Source organism: Streptomyces sp. GQFP, from assembly GCF_021545335.1.
GTDB lineage: Bacteria > Actinomycetota > Actinomycetes > Streptomycetales > Streptomycetaceae > Streptomyces.
On record NZ_CP089312.1, the window covers coordinates 2,307,814 to 2,328,290 of the forward strand.

The following is a 20,477-nucleotide window of genomic DNA, read 5'->3' on the forward strand; positions in this document are numbered from 1 at the left end:
CCGGCATTGCAGGTCAGAGGCACTTCCGGGGGATTGTGGAAGACATCACCCGTACGTGCGCACTTCGTAGGTCTTGACGTCCACTGCCGGGCTCCGGTCGTTGCTGCTCATGCGACAAGGGTAGGCGGTCGTGAACGGAGTCCCGGTCGGGTCATCGGTTGACCGCCATCACGGTCTTGCGGCCCGCGCAGGCGTACCAGCCGTGGGCATCGGCCGTGAGGGCGGTGACGGGGGCGGGAGCTGTGCGGGTGTGCGTCTCGGTGAGGCCCTTCGCGGTCGTCCGCAGTGCCGCGCAGGCGCGGCCCGCCGCCGCGTACACCGTGGCGCCGTCCGGTGCGACGGCGGGTGGGCACTGTGCGGGGCCGGTGCCCTCGAACTGTCTCTCCCGGCCACGGGACCGGCCCGTGCGCGGATCGAGGGCGGTGAGGGTACGGCCGTCCTTCCAGTGCATCAGCAGTCCGCCTGCGACGACGGGGACATGGCTGCCACCGGGGCGCCGGGTCCAGCAGGCGTCGAGGCCGAGCGCGGGCGTGCTCCAGGTCAGGCGTGCGTCGTCGAGGCCGAAGCCGTGCAGGGTGGAGCCGGTCAGGAGGAGGCCGACGGTGCCGGTGCGGGCGAGAGCCGTGGCTCCGCGCGAGATCTCGGTCTTCAGCGCGCGGGCGACCGTACGGTCTCCGCTGCGGGCGTCGACGACATGCAGCACGCCCTTCTCGGTGAGCAGGGCGAACCGGTCCGGCGGGAGTGCGCCCACGGCCGTCACCGTGTCGCTCTTGCCCAACTCCCGGTAGGTCCACCGTTCTTTGCCCGTCCTCGCGTCCACGCAGGTCGGACGGGCCAACTCGTCGGTGAGCAGAAGGGCGTCGCCGACGACGGCGGGACGGCGCCACTCGGTGTCGGTGCGCTCTTCGCGGCGCCAGAGTTCGACGCCCGAGGTGAGCGAGACGGCGCGCAGCACGTACATGTCACTGAGGACCATGGCGGTGCCGGCGACCACGTACCACCGCTGGGTGGCGTCCGGCGCGGCCGCCCCGGGAAGGGTCTTGCCCGTGCTGGTGACGGTGGGGATGAGGCGGATGCCGCCCGCGAGGAGCAGCCCGTCGTCGGTGACGCCCCAGTCGTCCGGTACGTCACCGTGGGTCTCGGCCGCCCAGCGGAGGCCGCCCGTCGAGGCGGTACGCAACTGGACCGCCCCGGCACTGGTGACCGGTCCCTCAAGCCCGTGCAGGACGAGCCCGGCCGGGGTGGCGAGCAGGGCGTCCACGCGGCCGTCGCCGGGGCTCAACCGCCAGCGGATCGCGCCGGAGCCGGCCGTTCCCCCGGTCACCTGCCAGGCGTCCGGATCGTCGTCCTGGTCACCGGCACCACCGCCCCGCGCCACCGAGTAACCGAACAGGCCGACGAAGGCGGCGCCGCCAGCCGCGAGGGCGGCTCGGCGGGACACCTCGCGCCACCGCCGGGAGGGGGCCGCCGGGCCCGGCAGCTGGACGGTAGGAGCCGGCATCGGTTCCGGGCCGGGCCGCGGACTCGCCTCGGCGTCGGCCACCAGGGACCGCAGCGGTTCCTCACGCCACCAGGCCGACAGAGCGGCGGTGACGACGCGGTGGAGTATCGCGGCGGCATCGGGGCGGTTGCCGGGAGGCTTGTCGAGGCAGGCGTCGATCAGGTCCTTCAGGCCCAGTTCCAGAGGTACGCCGTCGAGTTCGGGCTCTTCGTGGACGATCCGGTAGAGCAGCGCGGGCACCGAGGCCGCGCCGAACGCGTTCCGGCCCGTCGCCGCGAACGCCAGCACCGCGCCCAGCGCGAAGATGTCCGTCGCCGCAGTGACCGCCGGGCCGTCGAGAATCTGCTCCGGGGACATGTACCCGGGGGTGCCGATCATCCCGCCGGTCTCGGTCAGAGCCCGGTCGTCCTGGGCGCGGGCGATGCCGAAGTCGATGACACGGGGGCCGTCCCTGGTGACCAGGATGTTCGACGGCTTCAGATCACGGTGGACGAGGCCGGCCGCGTGGATGTCGCGCAGCGCCTCGGCGAGGGCGGCGGCGAGGGCACGCACGGCCGGTGCGGGCAGGGGGCCGGTCTTCGCGACGGCGCGGCTCAGCGTCACTCCGGGCAGGAAGGCGGTGGCCAGCCAGGGAAGCCGGGCGTCGGGGTCGGCGTCCAGGACGGGGGCCGTGTAGGCGCCGGTGACCTTGCGGGCAGCGGTCGCCTCGCGGCGGAACCGTTCCCTGTAGTGCGGGTCCGCGGCCAGGTGCTCGTGGACGGTCTTGACGGCGGTGAGACGGCCGCCCGGTGAGCGGGCGAGGTAGACCTGGCCCATGCCTCCGGCACCGAGCCGGGCGATCAGGTGGTGCCGGCCCAGCTGTCTGGGGTCCTCGGGGTGAAGGGCGGTGGTCATGCGCGGGCCTCCTGTGAGCCTTTCCTTCGCCGTCGGGGATGGTCGTCGGTGAGCGGGTGCTCCTCCCGTTGTGCCTGCTCGCGCGGGCCGGCGTGGCTCACGGGCCGCGGAACGTCTGCAGCGTCGCACTGGTGCACACATGGATCAGGCCGTCGCCCGCCGCCGCGTACGACAGCGTGGTCAGACCGTCCACCGGGACCGCCCAGAGCAGCCTGCCCGTGTCGGCCGCGAGGACGTGGATGCCCCACGCGGACGTGCCCTCGGACACGGCGGAGTCGCCGGGGCGGGGGCCCGTCGCGTAGACCGCCGTGGCGTCCGCCAGGGGGCGGCCGTCGGTCGTGGTGAGCGCGCGGACGTCGTCGCGCCACCAGCGCCGGTCGCCGCCGGCCGCGTCCAGGGCACCGAGGCCGTCGGCCGTGGCGGCCACGACGAGTTCGCCGCCGGCCAGTGGTGCCACCCGCGCGTACTCCAGGGGTCGGGTCCAACTCGCCTTCCCGGTGGCCAGGTTCACCCGCCGCACGGACGTCTGCGTCGTGTAGTAGTGGGTTCCCCGGGCTCCCGGATGCACCTCGGGCGTGGCCGAGCCGTCGGAGATGCTGGACTCCTCCTCGCCCGAGCGCTCATGGAGCACGTACAGGGGACCGAATGTCTCGGTCGCCGAGGCCAGGGCGAACCGGCCGCCCGCCGCGTTCAGCGCCGTCACCTGTGCCGCCGAACCGCGCCTGAACCACAGCGGGGCACCCGTCGGCAGGTCGAAGCCGTACGCCCGCCAGGGCTGCCCCTGGTTCGTGCGCCGTGCCCACGACGTGTCGTACTCGGCGAACGTGACCAGACATACCGTGCGCCGCGTGACGGCGAGCAGCGTCGAGTCGCCGTCGGGCGACCACGACAAGCCGCCCCGACGCCGAACGGGCCAGATACGCCCGGCCCATCCCACCCACCCCGAGCAGCGCGAGCGTCCGGTACTCCCCGAACTCGAACCGCCCCATCGGACCCCCCGCCCGTACGCCTCCGCGCGCCGATGGTCCATGCGACGCCTGTACGAGCGCCAGAGGTTCCCGGGAAAGCAGAACCGCCCGACGGACGGGCCCGGCCACGGTGCGCCGCGTACGTATCTGCGGCAGACCCCTGCCGCAGGCCCTCACCGCCGGGGCGAGGCCCTGACCGGCCGCTTCCAGCAGAGCCGTACGGATTACCGCTCGCCCGCGTTCCAGCCCTGTCGACGCAGCACGGCCCCCACGTCGGGGGCGCGGTAGTGGTCGCCCTTGAGCACCTTGCCGTCGGCCCTGCGGGCTACCAGGCCGTCGGGGCCAAGCTTCGTCATGTTGGCGCGGTGGATCTCCGCGATCACCGCGTCGAGGTCGATCCCGTGGACCAGGGCGGTGCCGTACGCGACGTACACGACGTCGGCCAGCTCGTGCGCCAGCCGGTCCAGGGGACCCGTGACCGCGACCTCGGCGACCTCCGCGGCCTCCTCCGCGAGCAGCTCGCCCCGGTGCGCCGCGAGGTCCGGGGAGACCTCGGCGGGCGTACTGCGGGTGTCGAGGCCGAAGGCGAGGTGGAACTCCCGGACGAGGTCGGCGGGCGACGAGGCGGGGGCGTCAGTGGGGCGCATGCGGTGACAATAGCGATGCCGTGGCGGCCCTCCGGGGGCCGGTCCGATCGTCGTACGGCCGACAACCCCGCCCGCGCCGGCTCCCGCTCCCCTGGCCAGTACCGGGGCCGTACTGGCAGGATCGCGCGCATGTTCAAGGTGCTCCCCCGGATCCGCAGGCGTCAGGCCCTGATGGGCTCGGCCGCCGGTTTCGTGGTCTTCGGGCTGCTGCTGTGGTGGCTGCTGCCGCTGGACGAGGAGCCGCCGGACGGGACGATCACGTTCAGCACCGGGACCCAGGCCGGCGTCTACCAGCAGTACGGCTCGCGGCTCAGCAAGGCCTTCGCCAAGGACATGCCGAAGCTCGAGGTACGGCTGATGACCAGCCAGGGATCGCAGGAGAACGTCGAGCGGGTGGCCACGGGCAACGCCGACTTCACCATCGCGGCGGCCGACGCGGTGGAGACGTACAAGCTGAGGAATCGGCCGGGGGCGAGCTCGTTGCGCGGGGTCGCGCGGCTCTACGACGACTATGTGCAGCTCGTCGTGCCCCGCGACTCCAAGATCTCGACCGTGCAGGACCTGAAGGGCAAGCGGGTGGCCATAGGGCTGGAGAACTCCGGCGTACGGCTGATCGCGAACCGGGTGCTGGCGGCCGCCGGTCTCGATCCGGCCAAGGACATCAAGCCCTTCGCCGACGGCATCGACACCGGGCCCGGGCGGCTCGAGCAGGACCAGATCGACGCCTTCTTCTGGTCCGGCGGGCTCCCGACGAACGGTCTGGTGCAGCTGGCGAAGGACTTCGCCTTCCGCTTCGTCCCGATCGACGCGGACCTGGTCGCCAAACTGCACGAACAGGGCGGCGCCTCCCGCTACTACCGGGCCACCAACATGCCCGAGTCGGCCTACCCGACCGTCCAGGACGGCGAGACCGTGGCGACGATCGCCGTGTCCAACCTGCTCATGACACGCGAGGACGTCGACCCGAGGCTCACCGAGTGGCTGACCCGGTCGGTGATCAACAGCCGGGACGGCATCGGCGCCCATGTCCACTCGGCGCAGCTCGTGGATCTGCGGACCGCCATCTACACCGACCCGCTGACCCTGCACGAGGGCGCCCGACGCTACTACCGCTCGGTCAAGCCGTAGGGCCCATCAGGACGCCGGACCCGACCTGGGCACCCGGACGGTCACCTTCAGGCCGTGCGGTTCGTGATGGTCGTACGAGATCGTGCCGCCGCCCGCCGCCAGCAGGACCCGGGAGATGGACAGGCCCAGGCCCGAACCCTTGACGTTCTGGTGTCTGCCGCTGCGCCAGAAGCGGTCGCCGATCCGGACGAGTTCCTCGTCGGTGAGGCCCGGGCCGCCGTCGGTGACCATGACCGTCGAGGTCTCGCCGTTCGACGCGACCGACACCTGCACGCGTTCGTCCTCGGGGGTGAACTTCACCGCGTTGTCGATCACCGCGTCCAGGGCGCTGGACAGCGTGACCGGGTCGGCCCACGCGGTGGTGGCCGGGCAGTCGCCGACCAGCCGCACGCCCTTGGCCTCGGCGAGCGGGGTCCAGGCCGCGACGCGCTCGGCCGTCAGCGCGCCGATGTCGGTGAGGGCGAGGTCCGCCTCGGCGTGCTCGGCCAGCGCCAGGTCGAGGAGGTCGTCCAGGACCTCCGCCAGGCGCTTGCCCTCGGTACGGACCGATGCGATCTCCTCGTTGTCCTCCGGCAGTTCGAGTGCGAGCAGTTCGATCCGCAGCAGCAGCGCCGAGAGCGGGTTGCGCAGCTGGTGCGAGGCGTCGGCGACGAAGGCACGCTGCTGCTCCAGCACGTCCTCGACGTTGTCCGCCATCTCGTTGAACGACCGGGCCAGCCGTCTGAGTTCCGGCGGCCCGCCAGCCACCGCGACCCGGGACTTCAGGCTGCCGGTCGCGATGTGGTGCGTGGTGGCGTCGAGCACGCGTACGGGTCTGAGCACCCAGCCGGTGAGGCGCAGCGCGGCGCCCACGGCGAGCAGCATCGCGGCGATCTCGCCGGCGCCGATCACGATCCAGCCGTGCAGGGTCTGCGAACGCATGTGCCCGGTGGGCGAGTCGGTGACCACGACGGCCACGACGTCGCCGTCCCGGATGACCGGCGACGCGACGACGAGCCGGTTTCGCTGCCAGGGCCAGACCTGTTGTGGATCGTGGCTGCGGCGCGAGAGGAGCGCTTCGGCGAACGCGTCGCGCACCTCGCCCGTTTCCGGCAGGTACCAGTCGGCCGGCGCGTTGGCCATGGGGACGTCGTTGCGGTAGAAGACGCCGGCACGGATGCCGTAGACGTCGTAGTAGCTCTCGAGTTCCCGCTGGAGGGTCTCGCCGCGCTCGTCGGTGGCCGTGTCCTTGACGCGGGACCCGGTGGGCCGGTCGGTGACGAACTGGGCGAGCGCCGCGAAGCGCGCGGTGTCGTCGATCCGGTCGATGACGACGGTCTGCTGCTGGGCGGCGGCCACGCTGACGGCGAGCGGGATGCCGAGCGCGAGCAGCACGGCCGCCATCAGGACGATGAGCAGCGGGAGAAGGCGTGTGCGCACCCGTCCCCGCTACGGCGTCGGGGCGACGAGCCGGTAGCCCACGCCGCGGACGGTCTCGATCAGCGCCGGCATGCGCAACTTGGCGCGCAGGGACGCGACATGCACCTCCAGGGTGCGGCCGGTCCCCTCCCAGCTGGTGCGCCAGACCTCGCTGATGATCTGTTCGCGGCGGAACACCACTCCGGGACGCTGGGCGAGGAGGGCGAGCAGATCGAACTCCTTGCGGGTCAGCTGGACGACCGAACCGTCCACGAGGACCTGCCGGGTGGACAGTTCGATCCGCAGGGACCCCAGAAGCAGCGCGTTGTCACCGGCGTCGCCGGCGTCCTCGTGGAGGGTGCGGCGGCTGACGGCGTGGATCCGGGCGAGCAGTTCCCCGGTGTCGTACGGCTTCACCACGTAGTCGTCGGCGCCGAGGTTGAGGCCGTGGATGCGGGAGCGGACGTCGGAGCGCGCGGTGACCATGATCACGGGGGTGCTGGTGCGTTTACGGATCTTGCCGCACACCTCGTAGCCGTCCTGGTCGGGCAGGCCCAGGTCGAGCAGCACCACGCCGAAGCCGTTGCCCTCCGGGACGAGCGCCTGGAGGGCCTCCTCGCCGCTGCGGGCGTGCGTGACATCGAATCCGTGCCGTGCCAGGACCGCGGAGAGCGCGGCGGCGACATGGTTGTCGTCCTCGACCAGGAGCAGTCGCATCGCGGCCCCCTTCGGTTCATCGGCCGTACCGCTTCGACTTGTACACCACGGGCGGTGCACCAGCGGAGTACACCATGTGGACACACGCACGCGCGTGCCTGGTTCCGGGTACGGGTCGCTTCCGTTATGCAGCCGGTACACCTCTTTCGAGGGGCGCTACAAAACGTGTTGACCTGACATCGGATCGTTATCCTCAATTCTCCCTCAGATGTAATGACGTTGGTCTCACAGGGTCACTACTGTCCTCCGAAACCGAGCAGGACGGAGCCAGTCAGCGATGACCGAAGTATCGATGACCAAGGACGACGTGGCCGCGACCGGCGATCTGGTCGTCCTGAAGAGCGTCAACAAGCACTTCGGCGCATTGCACGTTCTCCAGGACATCGACCTGACCATCGCCCGCGGCGAGGTGGTCGTGGTCATCGGACCCTCCGGGTCCGGTAAGTCCACCCTGTGCCGCGCCATCAACCGGCTGGAGACGATCGACTCCGGCGACATCGCCATCGACGGCAAACCGCTGCCCCAGGAGGGCAAGGAGCTGGCCCGGCTGCGCGCCGACGTCGGCATGGTGTTCCAGTCCTTCAACCTGTTCGCGCACAAGACCGTGCTCGAGAACGTGATGCTGGGCCAGATCAAGGTCCGCAAGGCAGACAAGAAGGTGGCCGAGGAGAAGGCCCGCGCCCTGCTCGACCGGGTGGGCGTGGCCACGCAGGCCGACAAGTACCCCGCACAGCTGTCCGGCGGCCAGCAGCAGCGTGTCGCCATCGCACGCGCCCTGGCCATGGACCCCAAGGTCATGCTCTTCGACGAGCCCACGTCGGCGCTCGACCCGGAGATGATCAACGAGGTCCTCGAGGTCATGCAGCAACTCGCCCGCGAGGGCATGACCATGATCGTCGTCACCCACGAAATGGGGTTCGCCCGTTCGGCTGCGAACCGAGTGGTGTTCATGGCCGACGGCCGCATCGTCGAAGAGGCTGTGCCGGACCAGTTCTTCAGCAACCCGCGCAGCGACCGGGCCAAGGACTTCCTGTCCAAGATCCTGCACCACTGACGATCTGTACCACTGACGATCTGCGCGTCTTCGACAAGCCTCGCCCGTCAGGCCCCGCACGGCACCGACGGCCCGCGTCTCTCCACCAGCCAAAGGATGTTCACGATGAAGCTCCGCAAGGTCACCGCGGCCTCGGCCGCAGCCCTCGTACTCGCGCTCACCGCCACCGCGTGCGGAGGCGACGACAGCGACAGCAGCGACACCGGCTCGGGTTCCGGCGACAAGATCAAGGTCGGCATCAAGTACGACCAGCCCGGGCTCGGCCTGAAGGAGCCCGACGGGTCCTTCTCCGGCTTCGACGTGGACGTGGCCACCTACGTGGCCAAGGAACTCGGCTACGAGCCCGACCAGATCGAGTTCGTCGAGACCAAGAGCGCCGACCGCGAGAACGCGCTCGCCCGCGGCGACGTGAAGTTCATCGCGGCCACCTACTCGATCAACGACGAGCGCGCCAAGAAGGTCGACTTCGCCGGCCCGTACCTGCTGGCCCACCAGGACCTGCTGGTCAAGGCCGACTCGGACATCACCAAGGCCACGGACCTCAACGACAAGAACCTGTGCTCGGTGACCGGCTCCACCTCGGCGCAGAACGTCAAGAACGACTTCGCACCGAAGGCCAACCTCACCGAGAGGAGCGGCTACTCGGAGTGCATCGCCGCTCTGCAGAGCGGCGCCGTGGACGCATTGACCACGGACGACTCGATCCTCGCAGGTTTCGCCGCGCAGGAGCAGTACAAGGGCCAGTTCAAGCTCGCCGGCCTCAAGCTCAGCAACGAGAACTACGGCATCGGTGTGAAGAAGGGCGACACCGAGACGGTGAACAAGATCAACGACGCTCTCGAGAAGATGGTCAGCGACGGCTCGTGGGACACGGCGGTCAAGGACAACTTCGGTCCGGCCAACTACAAGAACGAGCCCGCGCCGAAGATCGGCAACATCGTCTCGTAGCACGAGGGTTCACCGGCGTGCCGTCGCCGATCGTGACCAAGGCGACGGCACGCCGCGCTGTCCACATACGCCTCAGACCCGGAAGCGCGGGAAATCGTGTTCGACTTTCTTTCAGGCTATGACGACCCGAGCATTTGGGGCGCCTTCTGGAGGACGGTGCAGCTCACCGTCTTCTCCGGCGTCGGCTCCCTGGTCTGGGGCACTCTCCTGGCCGCGATGCGGGTCAGCCCGGTGCCGCTGATGCGCGGGTTCGGCACGGCCTACGTCAACATCGTCCGGAACATCCCCCTGACCGTGATCATCGTCTTCACCTCGCTCGGCCTCTCCGACATCTTCAGCGTGACCATGGGTGCGTCCGACTTCGACGTGCGGTACTTCCGCCTGGCGATCCTCGGTCTCGTCGCCTACACCGCGGCCTTCGTCTGCGAGGCGATTCGGTCCGGCATCAACACGGTGCCGCTCGGACAGGCCGAGGCGGCCCGTGCCATCGGACTGAGCTTCGCCCAGACCCTCCGGTTCATCGTGCTGCCACAGGCATTCCGTTCGGTGATCGGCCCGCTGGCCAACGTACTGATCGCCCTGACCAAGAACACGACCGTGGCAGCCGCGATCGGTGTGGCCGAGGCCGCCCTCCTGATGAAGGAGATGATCGAGAACGAGGCCCAGACGCTGCTCATCGGCGCCGTCTTCGCATTGGGGTTCGTGGTGCTGACCCTCCCGACCGGCCTCTTCTTCGGCTGGCTGAGCAAGCGACTGGCGGTGAAGCGATGAGTTCCGTTCTCTACGACGCTCCGGGGCCCCGCGCCAAGCGGCGCAACGTGCTCCTCTCGGTGGTCTTCTTCGTCCTGCTCGCCCTGCTCCTGTGGTGGGTCTGGCAGACCATGGACGACAAGGGCCAGCTGAAGTGGGCCCTGTGGAAGCCGTTCACCGAGTCCCAGGCCTGGACGACCTATCTGCTGCCGGGCCTCGGCAACACGCTGAAGGCCGCGGCACTCGCCATGGTGATCGCCCTTCCGTTGGGCGCCGTCTTCGGCATCTCACGCCTCTCCGACCACCGGTGGGTGCGGGGTGCGGCCGGCGCGGTGGTCGAGTTCTTCCGAGCGATCCCGGTCCTGCTGTTGATACTGTTCGCCAACGAGTTCTACAACCGCTACACGAACGTCAGCAGCGAACAGCGGCCGCTCTACGCCGTCGTCACGGGCCTGGTGCTCTACAACGCGTCCGTCCTCGCCGAGATCGTACGAGCCGGCATCCTCTCCCTGCCCAAGGGCCAGTCGGAAGCCGCGATGGCGATCGGCCTGCGCAAGGGCCAGACGATGAGGAACGTCCTGCTGCCGCAGGCCGTCACGGCCATGCTGCCGGCCATCGTCAGCCAGCTCGTGGTCATCGTGAAGGACACCGCGCTGGGCGGCGTGATGATCGGGTTCACCGAGTTGCTCAACACACGCGGCACACTCGCGGCCAACTACGCCAACGTCGTTCAGAGCTTCATCGTGGTGGCGGTCATCTTCATCGTGCTCAACTTCCTCATCACCAGCTTCGCGAGCTGGCTGGAGGCCCGACTGCGGCGAGGCAAGAAGTCGACCGGTGTGGTGCTCGGACCGGCGACGGTGGCCGGCACCGAGGCGACCGGCGCGGGCGGCACCATCTGACGGACGGTCAACTCGTATGACCTGCCCGGAGGCAGTGGCATGACCTACACGGAGGCAGTGGCGCGTTCGCCACTGCCTCCGTCACTTGACGCAAGCACCGGCAATCTGTTGCATACGTTCTGTGATCGTGCACCCTGCTCAAACTTCCTGTTCACTTACGTCAAAGAAGACGTCGCTCTGGGCAGGGGGCGCCGCGCCATGGACCCGGTGATCATCGTCGGAGCGGGGCCGGTCGGGCTCACGCTGGCGCTTGCGCTGGCGCGCCAGGAGGTCCCCTCGGTCGTCCTCGACGAGGGTCCCGGCAAGGACGACCAGCGCCCCGCGCGCACGGTCGTGCTGCGCGAGGACACCGCCGCGCTCCTGGCACGGCTGACCGGTGCGCCGATCGCGGAGGCCGGTCTCCACTGGGCCGGATGGCGGTCGATGCGGCGCAAGCAGGTGATGCGTCAGATCTCTTTCGGGGCCGAGGAAACCGAAGAGCCGACCGACGCGCTCCCCTCTGGTCTCGCACCGGAGCCCTTCACTGAATCCGACATCCCCTTGCACGTCGCCCAGCACGTACTGACCGGCGCCCTGCGAACCGCCATCGCGCGCGAGCGGCTCGTCAAGGTCGCCGTCAACAGTCGCCTCGACTCGATCGAGCAGGAGCCCTCCGGCGTTACGGCACACACCCGTGGCCCGGGCGGCACGTGGTGGCGCGGCAGCTACCTGATCGGCTGCGACGGCCCGCGCTCCACCGTCCGCAAACTCCAGGACATCCGCTTCCCCGGACGTACGGCCGTGGAACGACACGCCGTTGCGGCGCTGCGTACGGAACTTCCGTGGCCCGGTGAGGCGTTGTTGCACCGGATGCCGCCGTGGCGGACATCGGGGCCCTCGGCCGGGGAGATCACCGCCCGCCCGCTCCCCGACGGCGTGTGGCGCCTGGACTGGCTGCTGCCGCCGGGCAAGGACCTGGTCACGCCCGAACTCCTGGTGACCCGCGTCCGGGAGACCCTCGCGGGTTGGAGCGGCGGGACCACACCGCCGTACGACCTGCTCGACACCGGCGTCCACATCGTCCACCACCGGCTCGCCCGGCGCTGGCGGGCCGGCCGGGTCTTCCTCGCCGGGGACGCCGCGCACCTGCTCGGCGCGCTCGGCACACAGGGGCTGGACGAGGGGCTGCGGGACGCCGACAACCTCGCCTGGAAGCTGGCCCTGGCCTGGCACCATGGCCCGCACGAGGCACTGCTGGACAGCTACCAGATCGAGCGGCGCGCCGCCGTCTCCGCCCGGCTGCGCGCCGCCGACCAGACGCTGCCGCTGCTGCGCGGCGGCGGAGGGCTGCGGTCGTATGTCCCCGGGTCCGCCCGTGGACACGACGCGCTGCTCACGGACGGTCACTTGGGGCGCGGCATCCTGGGCGCGCCGGGGGCGTACGCCCAGTCGCCGCTGGCGCCTCAGCACATCGAGGCGGAGATCTCGGTGGAGACCCCGCCGGGCTCCCAGGTGACGGATGTGCAGGTCACCGCGGAGGACGGTTCCTTCGTACGGCTGCGGGAGCGGCTGGGGCGCGGCGCGCTGCTGGTGGTGCTGATCGCGCCGGGTACGGGTGTGTGGGAGCGCAAGCACTGGGTGAGCGCCGGGCTCATGCCCCGGCTCGCGGCCGCGGTGGCCGCGCTGCCGCATCCCGCAGAGCTGCTGGTCACCGAGAGCTACCCGGGCGCCGCCGCCCACACGGTGCTGCTGATCCGCCCGGACGGACACCTGGTCACGGCGCTGAGCGGGGTACGCCCGGCCGACCTGTACACGGCGGCCGAGGCGACGCTCGGTGGTCCCGCGCGGGACCACACGGACGACACCACGGACAAGGCGGGCAGGGCGGGCGGGACCGGCAAGGCAGGCGAGTCGAACACATCGGCGAACACCGAGGCCGCGGCGAGCACACGCTGACGCCTCCCGGCAGCCCCGCCCGTCGGCCCCCTCCGCTTACCGTCAGCCCCGTGCTGTCCGCCGCCTCCCACCAGCACCTGTCCACATAGTGACAACGAGTTGACCACTCCGCACCGTCATGCTGTACTCCGGAACGTGACCGATGCCGACACCGATGTGCGCCTGTGGCGGAGGGTCCATATGGACCTCGTCCGCTACGCGGGCTACGTGTGTCGTCCGTCCTGCTGAATTCGCATCCCCCTGATTCCCGCGCGCGCCGGTCTCCGGCGTTCCCGCGCTCCGCGAACGTTCACCAGGACGGTATCCGTGTCCGTGTCACCCTCCGTTTCCGCCCCCGCTCAGGTCTCCGGGACCCCGAAGACCCCGACGCAGGCCGACCTCCTCGACTTCGTACGACGTACGGCCGCCGACGCCGAGCTGATCGCCTCCCTGCCGCTCGACCCCGAGGGCCGCACCTGGGTGCGCCTCGATGGCCCCGGCGGCAGCGAGGCCTGGCTGATCGGCTGGCCGCCCGGCACCGGCACCGGCTGGCACGACCACGCCGAGTCGGTCGGGGCCTTCATCACCGCGACCGGCGAGCTCAAGGAGCACTCGCTCGCCGCCCGGCTGCCCGCCGACGGCTGGAAGACCCTCGAACTCACCGAGGGCGTCGACCGGGAGCGGCGACTGCCGGCCGGCCAGGGCCGGGCCTTCGGCCGCCACCATGTGCACGAGGTGCTCAACGAGTCCCGCGACCAGCACGCGATCTCGGTCCACGCCTACTACCCGCCGCTGCCCCAGATCCGCCGCTACAGCCGCACGGGCCAGGTGCTGCGCCTGGAGCACGTCGAGCGCCCGCAGGACTGGCAGTGAGTGTGAGTGAACAGCCCGTCGGCATCGACGAGTTGCTGGACCGCGTTCGCGACACCTACGCGCGCGTGGAGACACACGAGGCGTACGAGGCCGCACAGGCCGGCGAGGCGCTGCTGGTCGACATCCGGTACGCGGCCCTGCGGGAGCAGGACGGCCTGATCCCCGGCGCGCTCGTGGTCGAGCGCAACGAGCTGGAGTGGCGCCTGGATCCCCGGGGCAGCCATCGCGCGTCTCAGGCGACCGGCCACGACCTGCGGATCGTGGTGATCTGCAACGAGGGGTACGCGTCGAGCCTCGCGGTCGCGTCCCTGCACCAGTTGGGGCTGCACCGGGCGACCGACCTGGTCGGAGGGTTCCAGGCCTGGCGGGCGGCGGGGCTTCCGGTCACACCGTAGGCCCACTGCCTGTACGAAGCAGTCGTACCGTCCGCCCGGCCCTGAACGCGATCGGCGCCCCCGCGCGTCCATCGTGTCCAGGGCCGTGGACGTAGACCTCCCGAGCGGTCAACTGCCTCTCGGGACGGCCGGATCTCGGCTCGACGGCGGGCTCAGTACCCGTCGTCCGCGAGGAACTCGGTGTCCTCGCCCTCTTCCTCCAGTGCCTGCCGGACCACCCTCAGGGCCATGCCCTGGGAGTAGCCCTTGCGGGCGAGCATGCCCGCGAGCCGCCGAATCCGCTTGTCGCGGTCGAGGCCGCGGGTCGCCCGCAGCTTGCGTGCGACGAGTTCACGCGCGGTCGTCTCCTCCTGCTCGGAGTCAAGCTGCCCGACGGCCTCGTCGATGAGCGTCGCGTCCACGCCCTTGGTACGCAGTTCCTGTACGAGCGCGCGCCGGGCCAGTCCCCGGCCGTGGTGCCGGGACTCGACCCAGGCGTCCGCGAACGCGCTGTCGTTGATCAGTCCGACCTCCTCGAACCGCGACAGCACCTCCTCGGCGACCTCGTCCGGAATCTCGCGCTTGTGCAGGGCGTCCGCGAGCTGCTTCCGCGTGCGCGGGGTCCCGGTGAGCAGGCGCAGGCAGATACCCCGCGCCCGCTCAGCCGGGTCCCCTGGGGGCTCCGCCGTCTCGGCCCTCGACGAGGAGACGGAACCTCCGTCCTGTGGGTCGCCGCCCTGCTCACCGAAGCCGCGCCCCCGACGACGACCACGTCCACCACGCGAGCCCTCACCACGTGAGCCGCCCGCTCCGTACGGACCGCTTTCGTCGTACGGGATGTTTTCGCCGCTCAGGCCACCGCCGCCACGGCGTCGCCTGCCTCCCGGAGAACCGTCGCCCCGACGCGGACCGTCCCCCGACGGCCCCTCACCGCGGCGCGGTCCGACACCGGAACCTCCGTCGCCCTCGTACCACCCGTCGCCCTCGTGGGTTCCGCGGCCACCCCCGTATGGCCCGGCATCCCCGTCGGCACTGTCACCACGCCCGGCGGAGCCCTCGCGGCCCCCGTCACCCCGGCCCTCCGAGGCAGCGGGGTATGCGTACTCGGCCCAGTCGGTTCGTCGTGTCATCGGTCAGCTCTTGGCCGCCGTGGCCTTGGCCTTGGTGGTCTTGGCCGCCGACGCGGGAGCCGGGACCGTCTTGCCGGCCTCGTCCGTGGTCACACCCGGGGCCGTCGAGACCGCCGCGTCCGCACCCGGCTCGGCGGTCGGCTTCTCGGGCCGTACGCCGACGCCCAGCTTCTCCAGGATCTTCTTCTCGATCTCGTTGGCGAGGTCGGGGTTGTCCTTCAGGAAGTTACGGGCGTTCTCCTTGCCCTGGCCGAGCTGGTCGCCCTCGTACGTGTACCAGGCGCCGGCCTTGCGGACGAAGCCGTTCTCCACGCCCATGTCGATCAGGCCGCCCTCGCGGCTGATGCCCTGCCCGTAGAGGATGTCGAACTCGGCCTGCTTGAAGGGCGGGGCGACCTTGTTCTTGACGACCTTGACGCGGGTGCGGTTGCCGACCGCGTCGGTGCCGTCCTTCAGCGTCTCGATACGACGGATGTCGAGTCGCACCGAGGCGTAGAACTTGAGCGCCCGGCCACCGGTCGTGGTCTCCGGGGAGCCGAACATCACGCCGATCTTCTCGCGCAGCTGGTTGATGAAGATCGCGGTGGTCTTGGACTGGTTGAGCGCACTGGTGATCTTCCGCAGCGCCTGGCTCATCAGACGGGCCTGGAGACCGACGTGGCTGTCACCCATCTCGCCCTCGATCTCCGCGCGCGGGACGAGCGCGGCGACGGAGTCGATGACGATGAGGTCCAGGGCACCGGAGCGAACCAGCATGTCCACGATTTCCAGGGCCTGCTCGCCGTTGTCCGGCTGAGACAGGATCAGGTTGTCGATGTCGACGCCGAGCTTCTTCGCGTACTCGGGGTCGAGGGCGTGCTCCGCGTCGATGAAGGCCACCTGACCGCCGGCCTTCTGCGCGTTCGCCACCGCGTGCAGGGTCAGGGTCGTCTTGCCGGAGGACTCCGGGCCGTACACCTCGACCACTCGGCCGCGCGGCAGACCGCCGACGCCGAGGGCAACATCGAGTGCGGTCGACCCGGTGTGGATGACCTCGATGGGCTCGTTCGGCCGCTCGCCGAGGCGCATCACCGCGCCCTTGCCGAACTGCCGTTCAATCTGTGCGAGAGCGGCGTCGAGCGCCTTCTCGCGGTCAGTACCTGCTGCCATGGGTTCCACCCGATTTGCTTGAGTCGATCGCTTCACGTCAAAGACGCTAACGCCTGCCACTGACAATGCGCCCCGACGCCCGTCCGGCCTGTGGATAACTCGGGCACATCTCCATGAAAACCCTCACGAAATCCCCGTCGAGAGCCTCGCCGGAATCTCCATCAGAATGGATGTTCGATTTTCGTGTCAAGCGTGACACCCGGCACCTCCGAGACTACGTTCGCGGTCCGGCAACGGGCCGGACGCAGGGTGCGACACCCCAGGAATGCATGACATGGGGTGCCCCTCGACCGGACGAGACGGTGCCGTCACGCCGTTGGTGGCGGGCCTACGCGGCGTCCGCCACCGGCACTGCGGCCCGGGCGCCGCTCACGCGGGCGTGGAGCCCTTCCCGGAGCCGGATTCCGGCGGCCCGGCTTCCGGCGCCCCCGCAGAGTCCGCCGAGTCCTCGGGGCCGGCGCCCCGCCGCCCCTCCAGCAGACTCCGCAGCCGCGTGACGAAGCTCGCGCCCCGGCCCCGTCCGCGGTGCCCGTGGACACGGGGGTCGTCCGTGACGTCGTACCGCTTCACGTACGCCCCCAGGAACGCCTGGAGCGTGGCGACCGCCGGGATGGCGATCAGCGCGCCGACGGCGCCGAGGAGCGCGGTGCCGGCGACGACCGAGCCGAAGGCGACCGCGGGATGGATGTCGACGGTCTTCGCGGTCAGCTTGGGCTGCAGCACATAGTTCTCGAACTGCTGGTAGACCACGACGAAGACCAGCACCCACAGCGCGTACCAGGGATCGACGGTGAACGCGATCAGCATCGGCAGGGCGCCCGCCAGATAGGTGCCGATGGTCGGGAGGAACTGGGAGACCAGCCCCACCCAGACAGCCAGCACGGGCGCGTACGGCACGTCCAGGGACTCCAGCAGGATGTAGTGGGCCACCCCGGAGATGAGCGCCATCAGACCGCGCGAGTACAGGTAGCCGCCGGTCTTGTCGACGGCGATCTCCCACGCGCGCAGCACCTCGGCCTGCCGGGCGGGCGGCAGTACGGAGCACAGCGCGCGGCGCAGTCTCGGCCCGTCGGCGGCGAAGTAGAACGAGAACAGGGTGATCGTCAGCAACTGGAAGAGACCGCCGAGGACCTGGGCGGAGACGTCCAGGACGCCGGTGGCGCTGTTCTGGACGTAACTGCGCAGCCAGTCGGAGCGGAGCAGCCCCTCCTGGACGTCCACGCGCTTCAGGTCGGTGTTGAAGTGCGCGTTGATCCAGCTGATGACGGAGTCGAGATAGGCCGGGAAGTCCTCGACGATCTTGATGATCTGGCCCGCGAGCATGGAGCCGAGCAGGGTGATGAATCCGGCGATCGCGATGAGCAGGCCGATGAAGACCAGGAAGGTGGCCAGGCCCCGGCGCATCCCGTGCGCGGCCATCCGGCTCACCGCGGGTTCGATCGCGAGCGCGGCGAAGAACGCGATGAGGACGTTGATCAACAGGCCCGTGAGCTGGTGGAAGGCCCAACTGCCCAGCTGGAACAGGCCGACGAGGGCGAGGGCCAGCATCATGGCGCGCGGCAGCCAGCGCGGCATGCGCGCGCCCTGCCCGGCGGCATTCCCGGCCGGGGGTGTGGGCGGCGTCGTGCCGAACGGGGACGCCTGCTGTCCGAGCTGCCCGGTCTCGTCTGTGGATGCCACGGAGCAAGTCTCGCCCACACCACCGACAATCGGTCGCCGCCCTACGATCTTCGCGGCCGACCGACGTCGCTTCAGTGCGATTTCACCGGTTTTCCGCTGGAACGTTCATGGCCGTGCACACCACACGCCACACGTCCTTCGCCTCCCAGCCGGCGTCCAGGGCCTCGTGGACGGTCCGTCCGCCGAGTTCCGTCATCACGTGATCGCGCGCGAAGGTGTCGGCGTACCCCGAACCGAAGTGATCCGCCATCCGCTGCCAGAAGACCGTCAACCGCATGACGTCAGTATCCCGCCCCTGAGGGTGGGCCCGCGCCGGGACCGCTCACCGGGACCGCTTCGCGCCCTACGGTCAGACGCATGGCCGAAACAGGAGCAGCCCCACTCCCCCCGACGCCCCCGGCGCGTTCCCCGCTCTTCCGTGCCGAGCACTTCGTGTGGCTCACCGCGCGCGTGCTGGAACAGCGCCGCTTCGCGTATCACTTCCTGAACGGGGGCGCCGACGCGGTGGAGACCGCGCTGGACGCCTACCGCAACGAGGACGGCGGATACGGCCACGCGCTGGAACCCGATCTGCGCGGCCCCGTCAGCCAGCCCCTGCACACCGGGCACGCGCTGCGGGTCCTGGACGCCATCGGGCGCTGCGGCGGGCAGCGGGTGGAGCGCGTGTGCCGCTATCTGACCTCCGTCTCCACACCGGACGGCGCGCTGCCGGCGGTCCATCCCAGCCAGCGCGGCTATCCGGCGGCGCCGTTCGTGCAGGTCGTGGCCGAACCGCCGAGCGAACTCCTCGCCACCGGCCCGGTGGTGGGCCTGCTGCACCGCAACGAGGTGTGGCACGCCTGGCTGTTTCGGGCCACGGACTTCTGCTGGCAGGCGGTCGCGTCGCTGGAGAAGTCCCATCCGTACGAGGTGCAGGCCGCCGTCGCCTTCCTGGACTCGGTTCCGGACCGCTCACGCGCGCAGGCGGCGGCCGACCGGCTGGGCCGCCTGGTACGCGAGCACCAGCTCGTGGCACTCGACCCGGAGCGCGTCGACGCCCACCCGGTGGCGCCCGGCTACGCCACGGGCGAGCACCACTTCCCGTACGACTACGCGAGGACTCCGGGCTCACTCGCGCGCGCGTGGTTCACGGACGAGGAGATGACGCGTTCCCTGGACTTCCTCGCGAGCGAGCAGCGCGAGGACGGCGGCTGGCCCGTCCGCCGGCGCGCGTGGGCACCGGGCACCGCCCTGGAGACACGCCCCATGGCGACGGTCGAGGCACTGCGCACCCTGAAGGCGTACGGCCGCCCAGTCGGCTGAACGAGAGCGCGCACAGCCGGCACTCAGCCGGTCATCACCCGCACCCCCGCCGTCACCACCACGGCCGCCGCGACGACGAGCAGGAAGGGAGCACGCAGCACCAGCGCCACGGCGGCTGCGGCGAGCCCTGCGGCCTTCGCGTCCAGGACGAGCACCCGCCCGTCGGCGAAGGCCTGCTGAGCGGTGAGAGCGGCGAGGAGGGCGACGGGCAGCAGGGCGGCCAACCGCCTGACGAGCGGACGTTCCAGGACACCGGCGGGCACGAGGAGCCCGACGAGCTTGACGACGTAACAGCCGAGAGCCGTCACACCGATCGCGATCCAGAAGTTCAACGGTCCCCGCCCTTCCCGCTCTTCGCCCCACGCCGACCCTCCACGCAGAGAACGACCGGCGCCGCGAGCGCGGCCACCAGAACCGGCACACCGCCCGGCAGTACGGGTAGCAGCCCGAGCCCCAGCAGCACGGCGAGGCCCGCGACAGCACGCTCCACACCGGACTTCAGCATGGGTGCGAGCAGCGCCAGGAAGACGGCGGGCCCGGCGGCGTCCAGACCCCACGCGTCGGTGTCCCCGATGGCCTCGGCCCCCAGCCCGCCGAGCAGCGTCGTGAGGTTCCACAGCACGTACAGGGTGAGCCCGGTGACGGCGAATCCGATACGGGCGCTGCGCCGCGTGGGCTGCGCCAGGGCGACCACCGTGGTCTCGTCGATGACCCATTGGGCGGCGAACGGACGCACCGCGCGCGGGAGGGCCAGCAACTGCGACAGCCGCAGCCCGTAGAAGGCGTTCCGCACCCCCAGGAAGAAGGCGCCCGCCGCTGCCGTGAGCGGATTGCCGCCGGCCGCGAGCGCGCCGACGAGCGCGAACTGGGAGGCCCCGGTGAACACCAGGAGGCTGAGCGCACAGGTCTGCAGCAGCGTGAGCCCGCTGCCGACCGAGGTCACCCCGAAGGCGAAACCGGACAGTCCGACGGCGACCCCGACTCCGAGGGCGTCTCGTACGACGGCGGCGTCCGGTTTGCCTCCGTCGTCGGTACGTGTGTCTGCGAGAGCTGTGTGTTCTGCCACCCGTCGGACGGTAAGAGAAGCTGTCCCGGCGGGTCTTGTACGTTCTTGCGCTCCCGCTGGTACGCCCCAGGAGGCACGCCCA

At 70.5% G+C, this 20,477-nt stretch carries 21 protein-coding genes; 10 read left to right on the forward strand and 11 right to left on the reverse strand.

The features are described from left to right. Nucleotides 1-151: 151 nt before the first annotated feature. The 3 genes from LUX31_RS09980 to LUX31_RS09990 form a co-directional block, all read right to left on the reverse strand. Nucleotides 152-2,395 carry a protein kinase domain-containing protein gene (locus LUX31_RS09980; RefSeq protein ID WP_235474429.1) on the reverse strand — a complete coding sequence of 748 codons (2,244 nt, stop codon included), beginning with the start codon at nt 2,393-2,395 and terminating at the stop codon, nt 152-154. A 97-nt stretch (nt 2,396-2,492) separates the two neighbouring features. Continuing rightward, nucleotides 2,493-3,287 carry a PQQ-like beta-propeller repeat protein gene (locus LUX31_RS09985; RefSeq protein WP_235480198.1) on the reverse strand — a complete coding sequence of 265 codons (795 nt, stop codon included), beginning with the start codon at nt 3,285-3,287 and terminating at the stop codon, nt 2,493-2,495. A 300-nt stretch (nt 3,288-3,587) separates the two neighbouring features. Further along, a complete protein-coding gene (locus LUX31_RS09990) occupies nt 3,588-4,010 on the reverse strand; it encodes a MazG nucleotide pyrophosphohydrolase domain-containing protein (RefSeq protein WP_235474430.1) in 423 nt (140 codons plus the stop codon). A gap of 129 nt (nt 4,011-4,139) precedes the next feature. Here LUX31_RS09990 and LUX31_RS09995 point away from each other — a divergent pair, with 129 nt between their 5' ends. Beyond that, the gene (locus LUX31_RS09995) at nt 4,140-5,138 is read left to right on the forward strand and encodes a TAXI family TRAP transporter solute-binding subunit (RefSeq protein WP_235474431.1); all 999 of its coding nucleotides are present in this window, start codon (nt 4,140-4,142) and stop codon (nt 5,136-5,138) included. Between the two features lie 6 nt (nt 5,139-5,144). Here the strand turns inward: LUX31_RS09995 and LUX31_RS10000 are convergent, their stop codons facing one another. Then, complete coding sequence (locus LUX31_RS10000; RefSeq protein WP_235474432.1) at nt 5,145-6,557, reverse strand: sensor histidine kinase; 1,413 nt, start codon at nt 6,555-6,557, stop codon at nt 5,145-5,147. Nucleotides 6,558-6,566: 9 nt separating this feature from the next. Continuing rightward, nucleotides 6,567-7,253: a response regulator transcription factor gene (locus LUX31_RS10005; RefSeq protein ID WP_235474433.1), complete on the reverse strand. Its 687-nt coding sequence runs from the start codon at nt 7,251-7,253 to the stop codon at nt 6,567-6,569. 292 nt (nt 7,254-7,545) lie between these two features. Between LUX31_RS10005 and LUX31_RS10010 the strand changes: the two genes are divergently transcribed. From LUX31_RS10010 to LUX31_RS10040, 8 genes are all read left to right on the forward strand, one after another. Then, nucleotides 7,546-8,307, forward strand: a complete 762-nt coding sequence (locus tag LUX31_RS10010) for an amino acid ABC transporter ATP-binding protein (protein ID WP_443046047.1) — start codon at nt 7,546-7,548, stop codon at nt 8,305-8,307. Nucleotides 8,308-8,412: 105 nt separating this feature from the next. After that, nucleotides 8,413-9,255 (forward strand): glutamate ABC transporter substrate-binding protein, encoded by an 843-nt coding sequence (locus LUX31_RS10015; protein WP_235474435.1) that lies wholly within the window; start codon nt 8,413-8,415, stop codon nt 9,253-9,255. A gap of 96 nt (nt 9,256-9,351) precedes the next feature. Further along, nucleotides 9,352-10,026: an amino acid ABC transporter permease gene (locus LUX31_RS10020; protein WP_235474436.1), complete on the forward strand. Its 675-nt coding sequence runs from the start codon at nt 9,352-9,354 to the stop codon at nt 10,024-10,026. Beyond that, entirely contained in the window at nt 10,023-10,907 is an 885-nt protein-coding gene (locus tag LUX31_RS10025; RefSeq protein WP_235474437.1) for an amino acid ABC transporter permease, read from the forward strand. The genes LUX31_RS10020 and LUX31_RS10025 overlap by 4 nt, the downstream gene beginning before the upstream one ends. Nucleotides 10,908-11,105: 198 nt before the next feature. Beyond that, a complete protein-coding gene (locus LUX31_RS10030) occupies nt 11,106-12,842 on the forward strand; it encodes an FAD-dependent monooxygenase (protein ID WP_235474438.1) in 1,737 nt (578 codons plus the stop codon). A 156-nt stretch (nt 12,843-12,998) separates the two neighbouring features. Then, nucleotides 12,999-13,070 (forward strand): putative leader peptide, encoded by a 72-nt coding sequence (locus LUX31_RS37650; protein ID WP_328285725.1) that lies wholly within the window; start codon nt 12,999-13,001, stop codon nt 13,068-13,070. Between the two features lie 78 nt (nt 13,071-13,148). Beyond that, nucleotides 13,149-13,694 carry a cysteine dioxygenase gene (locus tag LUX31_RS10035; protein WP_235474439.1) on the forward strand — a complete coding sequence of 182 codons (546 nt, stop codon included), beginning with the start codon at nt 13,149-13,151 and terminating at the stop codon, nt 13,692-13,694. Beyond that, complete coding sequence (locus tag LUX31_RS10040; RefSeq protein ID WP_443046048.1) at nt 13,685-14,089, forward strand: rhodanese-like domain-containing protein; 405 nt, start codon at nt 13,685-13,687, stop codon at nt 14,087-14,089. The genes LUX31_RS10035 and LUX31_RS10040 overlap by 10 nt, the downstream gene beginning before the upstream one ends. 152 nt (nt 14,090-14,241) lie before the next feature. Here LUX31_RS10040 and recX read toward each other — a convergent pair whose 3' ends face one another. From recX to LUX31_RS10060, 4 genes are all read right to left on the reverse strand, one after another. Then, on the reverse strand, nt 14,242-15,198 hold the full coding sequence (recX, locus tag LUX31_RS10045) for a recombination regulator RecX (RefSeq protein ID WP_235474441.1): 957 nt from the start codon (nt 15,196-15,198) through the stop codon (nt 14,242-14,244). A 3-nt stretch (nt 15,199-15,201) separates the two neighbouring features. Beyond that, a complete protein-coding gene (gene recA / locus LUX31_RS10050) occupies nt 15,202-16,347 on the reverse strand; it encodes a recombinase RecA (protein ID WP_235474442.1) in 1,146 nt (381 codons plus the stop codon). A 369-nt stretch (nt 16,348-16,716) separates the two neighbouring features. Continuing rightward, the gene (locus tag LUX31_RS10055; protein WP_235474443.1) at nt 16,717-18,027 is read right to left on the reverse strand and encodes an AI-2E family transporter; all 1,311 of its coding nucleotides are present in this window, start codon (nt 18,025-18,027) and stop codon (nt 16,717-16,719) included. 82 nt (nt 18,028-18,109) lie between these two features. Then, a complete protein-coding gene (locus tag LUX31_RS10060; RefSeq protein WP_235474444.1) occupies nt 18,110-18,304 on the reverse strand; it encodes a DUF3046 domain-containing protein in 195 nt (64 codons plus the stop codon). Between the two features lie 80 nt (nt 18,305-18,384). On the opposite strand from LUX31_RS10060, the gene LUX31_RS10065 reads away from it, so the two are divergent. Continuing rightward, entirely contained in the window at nt 18,385-19,329 is a 945-nt protein-coding gene (locus tag LUX31_RS10065; protein WP_235474445.1) for a hypothetical protein, read from the forward strand. A 23-nt stretch (nt 19,330-19,352) separates the two neighbouring features. Here the strand turns inward: LUX31_RS10065 and LUX31_RS10070 are convergent, their stop codons facing one another. Continuing rightward, a complete protein-coding gene (locus LUX31_RS10070) occupies nt 19,353-19,661 on the reverse strand; it encodes an AzlD domain-containing protein (protein ID WP_235474446.1) in 309 nt (102 codons plus the stop codon). Then, nucleotides 19,658-20,395, reverse strand: coding sequence for an AzlC family ABC transporter permease (locus LUX31_RS10075; RefSeq protein ID WP_328285648.1), 738 nt, complete (start codon nt 20,393-20,395; stop codon nt 19,658-19,660). The genes LUX31_RS10070 and LUX31_RS10075 overlap by 4 nt, the downstream gene beginning before the upstream one ends. Between the last annotated feature and the right edge of the window lie 82 nt (nt 20,396-20,477).

Coding starts and splice junctions, on each gene's coding strand:
- LUX31_RS09980 (WP_235474429.1), bottom strand. CDS start 2,395: ATGACCACCGCCCTTCACCCCGAGGACCCCAGACAGCTGGGCCGGCAC.
- LUX31_RS09990 (WP_235474430.1), bottom strand. CDS start 4,010: ATGCGCCCCACTGACGCCCCCGCCTCGTCGCCCGCCGACCTCGTCCGG.
- LUX31_RS09995 (WP_235474431.1), top strand. CDS start 4,140: ATGTTCAAGGTGCTCCCCCGGATCCGCAGGCGTCAGGCCCTGATGGGC.
- LUX31_RS10005 (WP_235474433.1), bottom strand. CDS start 7,253: ATGCGACTGCTCCTGGTCGAGGACGACAACCATGTCGCCGCCGCGCTC.
- LUX31_RS10010 (WP_443046047.1), top strand. CDS start 7,546: ATGACCAAGGACGACGTGGCCGCGACCGGCGATCTGGTCGTCCTGAAG.
- LUX31_RS10015 (WP_235474435.1), top strand. CDS start 8,413: ATGAAGCTCCGCAAGGTCACCGCGGCCTCGGCCGCAGCCCTCGTACTC.
- LUX31_RS10025 (WP_235474437.1), top strand. CDS start 10,023: ATGAGTTCCGTTCTCTACGACGCTCCGGGGCCCCGCGCCAAGCGGCGC.
- LUX31_RS10030 (WP_235474438.1), top strand. CDS start 11,106: ATGGACCCGGTGATCATCGTCGGAGCGGGGCCGGTCGGGCTCACGCTG.
- recX (WP_235474441.1), bottom strand. CDS start 15,198: ATGACACGACGAACCGACTGGGCCGAGTACGCATACCCCGCTGCCTCG.
- recA (WP_235474442.1), bottom strand. CDS start 16,347: ATGGCAGCAGGTACTGACCGCGAGAAGGCGCTCGACGCCGCTCTCGCA.
- LUX31_RS10060 (WP_235474444.1), bottom strand. CDS start 18,304: ATGCGGTTGACGGTCTTCTGGCAGCGGATGGCGGATCACTTCGGTTCG.
- LUX31_RS10065 (WP_235474445.1), top strand. CDS start 18,385: ATGGCCGAAACAGGAGCAGCCCCACTCCCCCCGACGCCCCCGGCGCGT.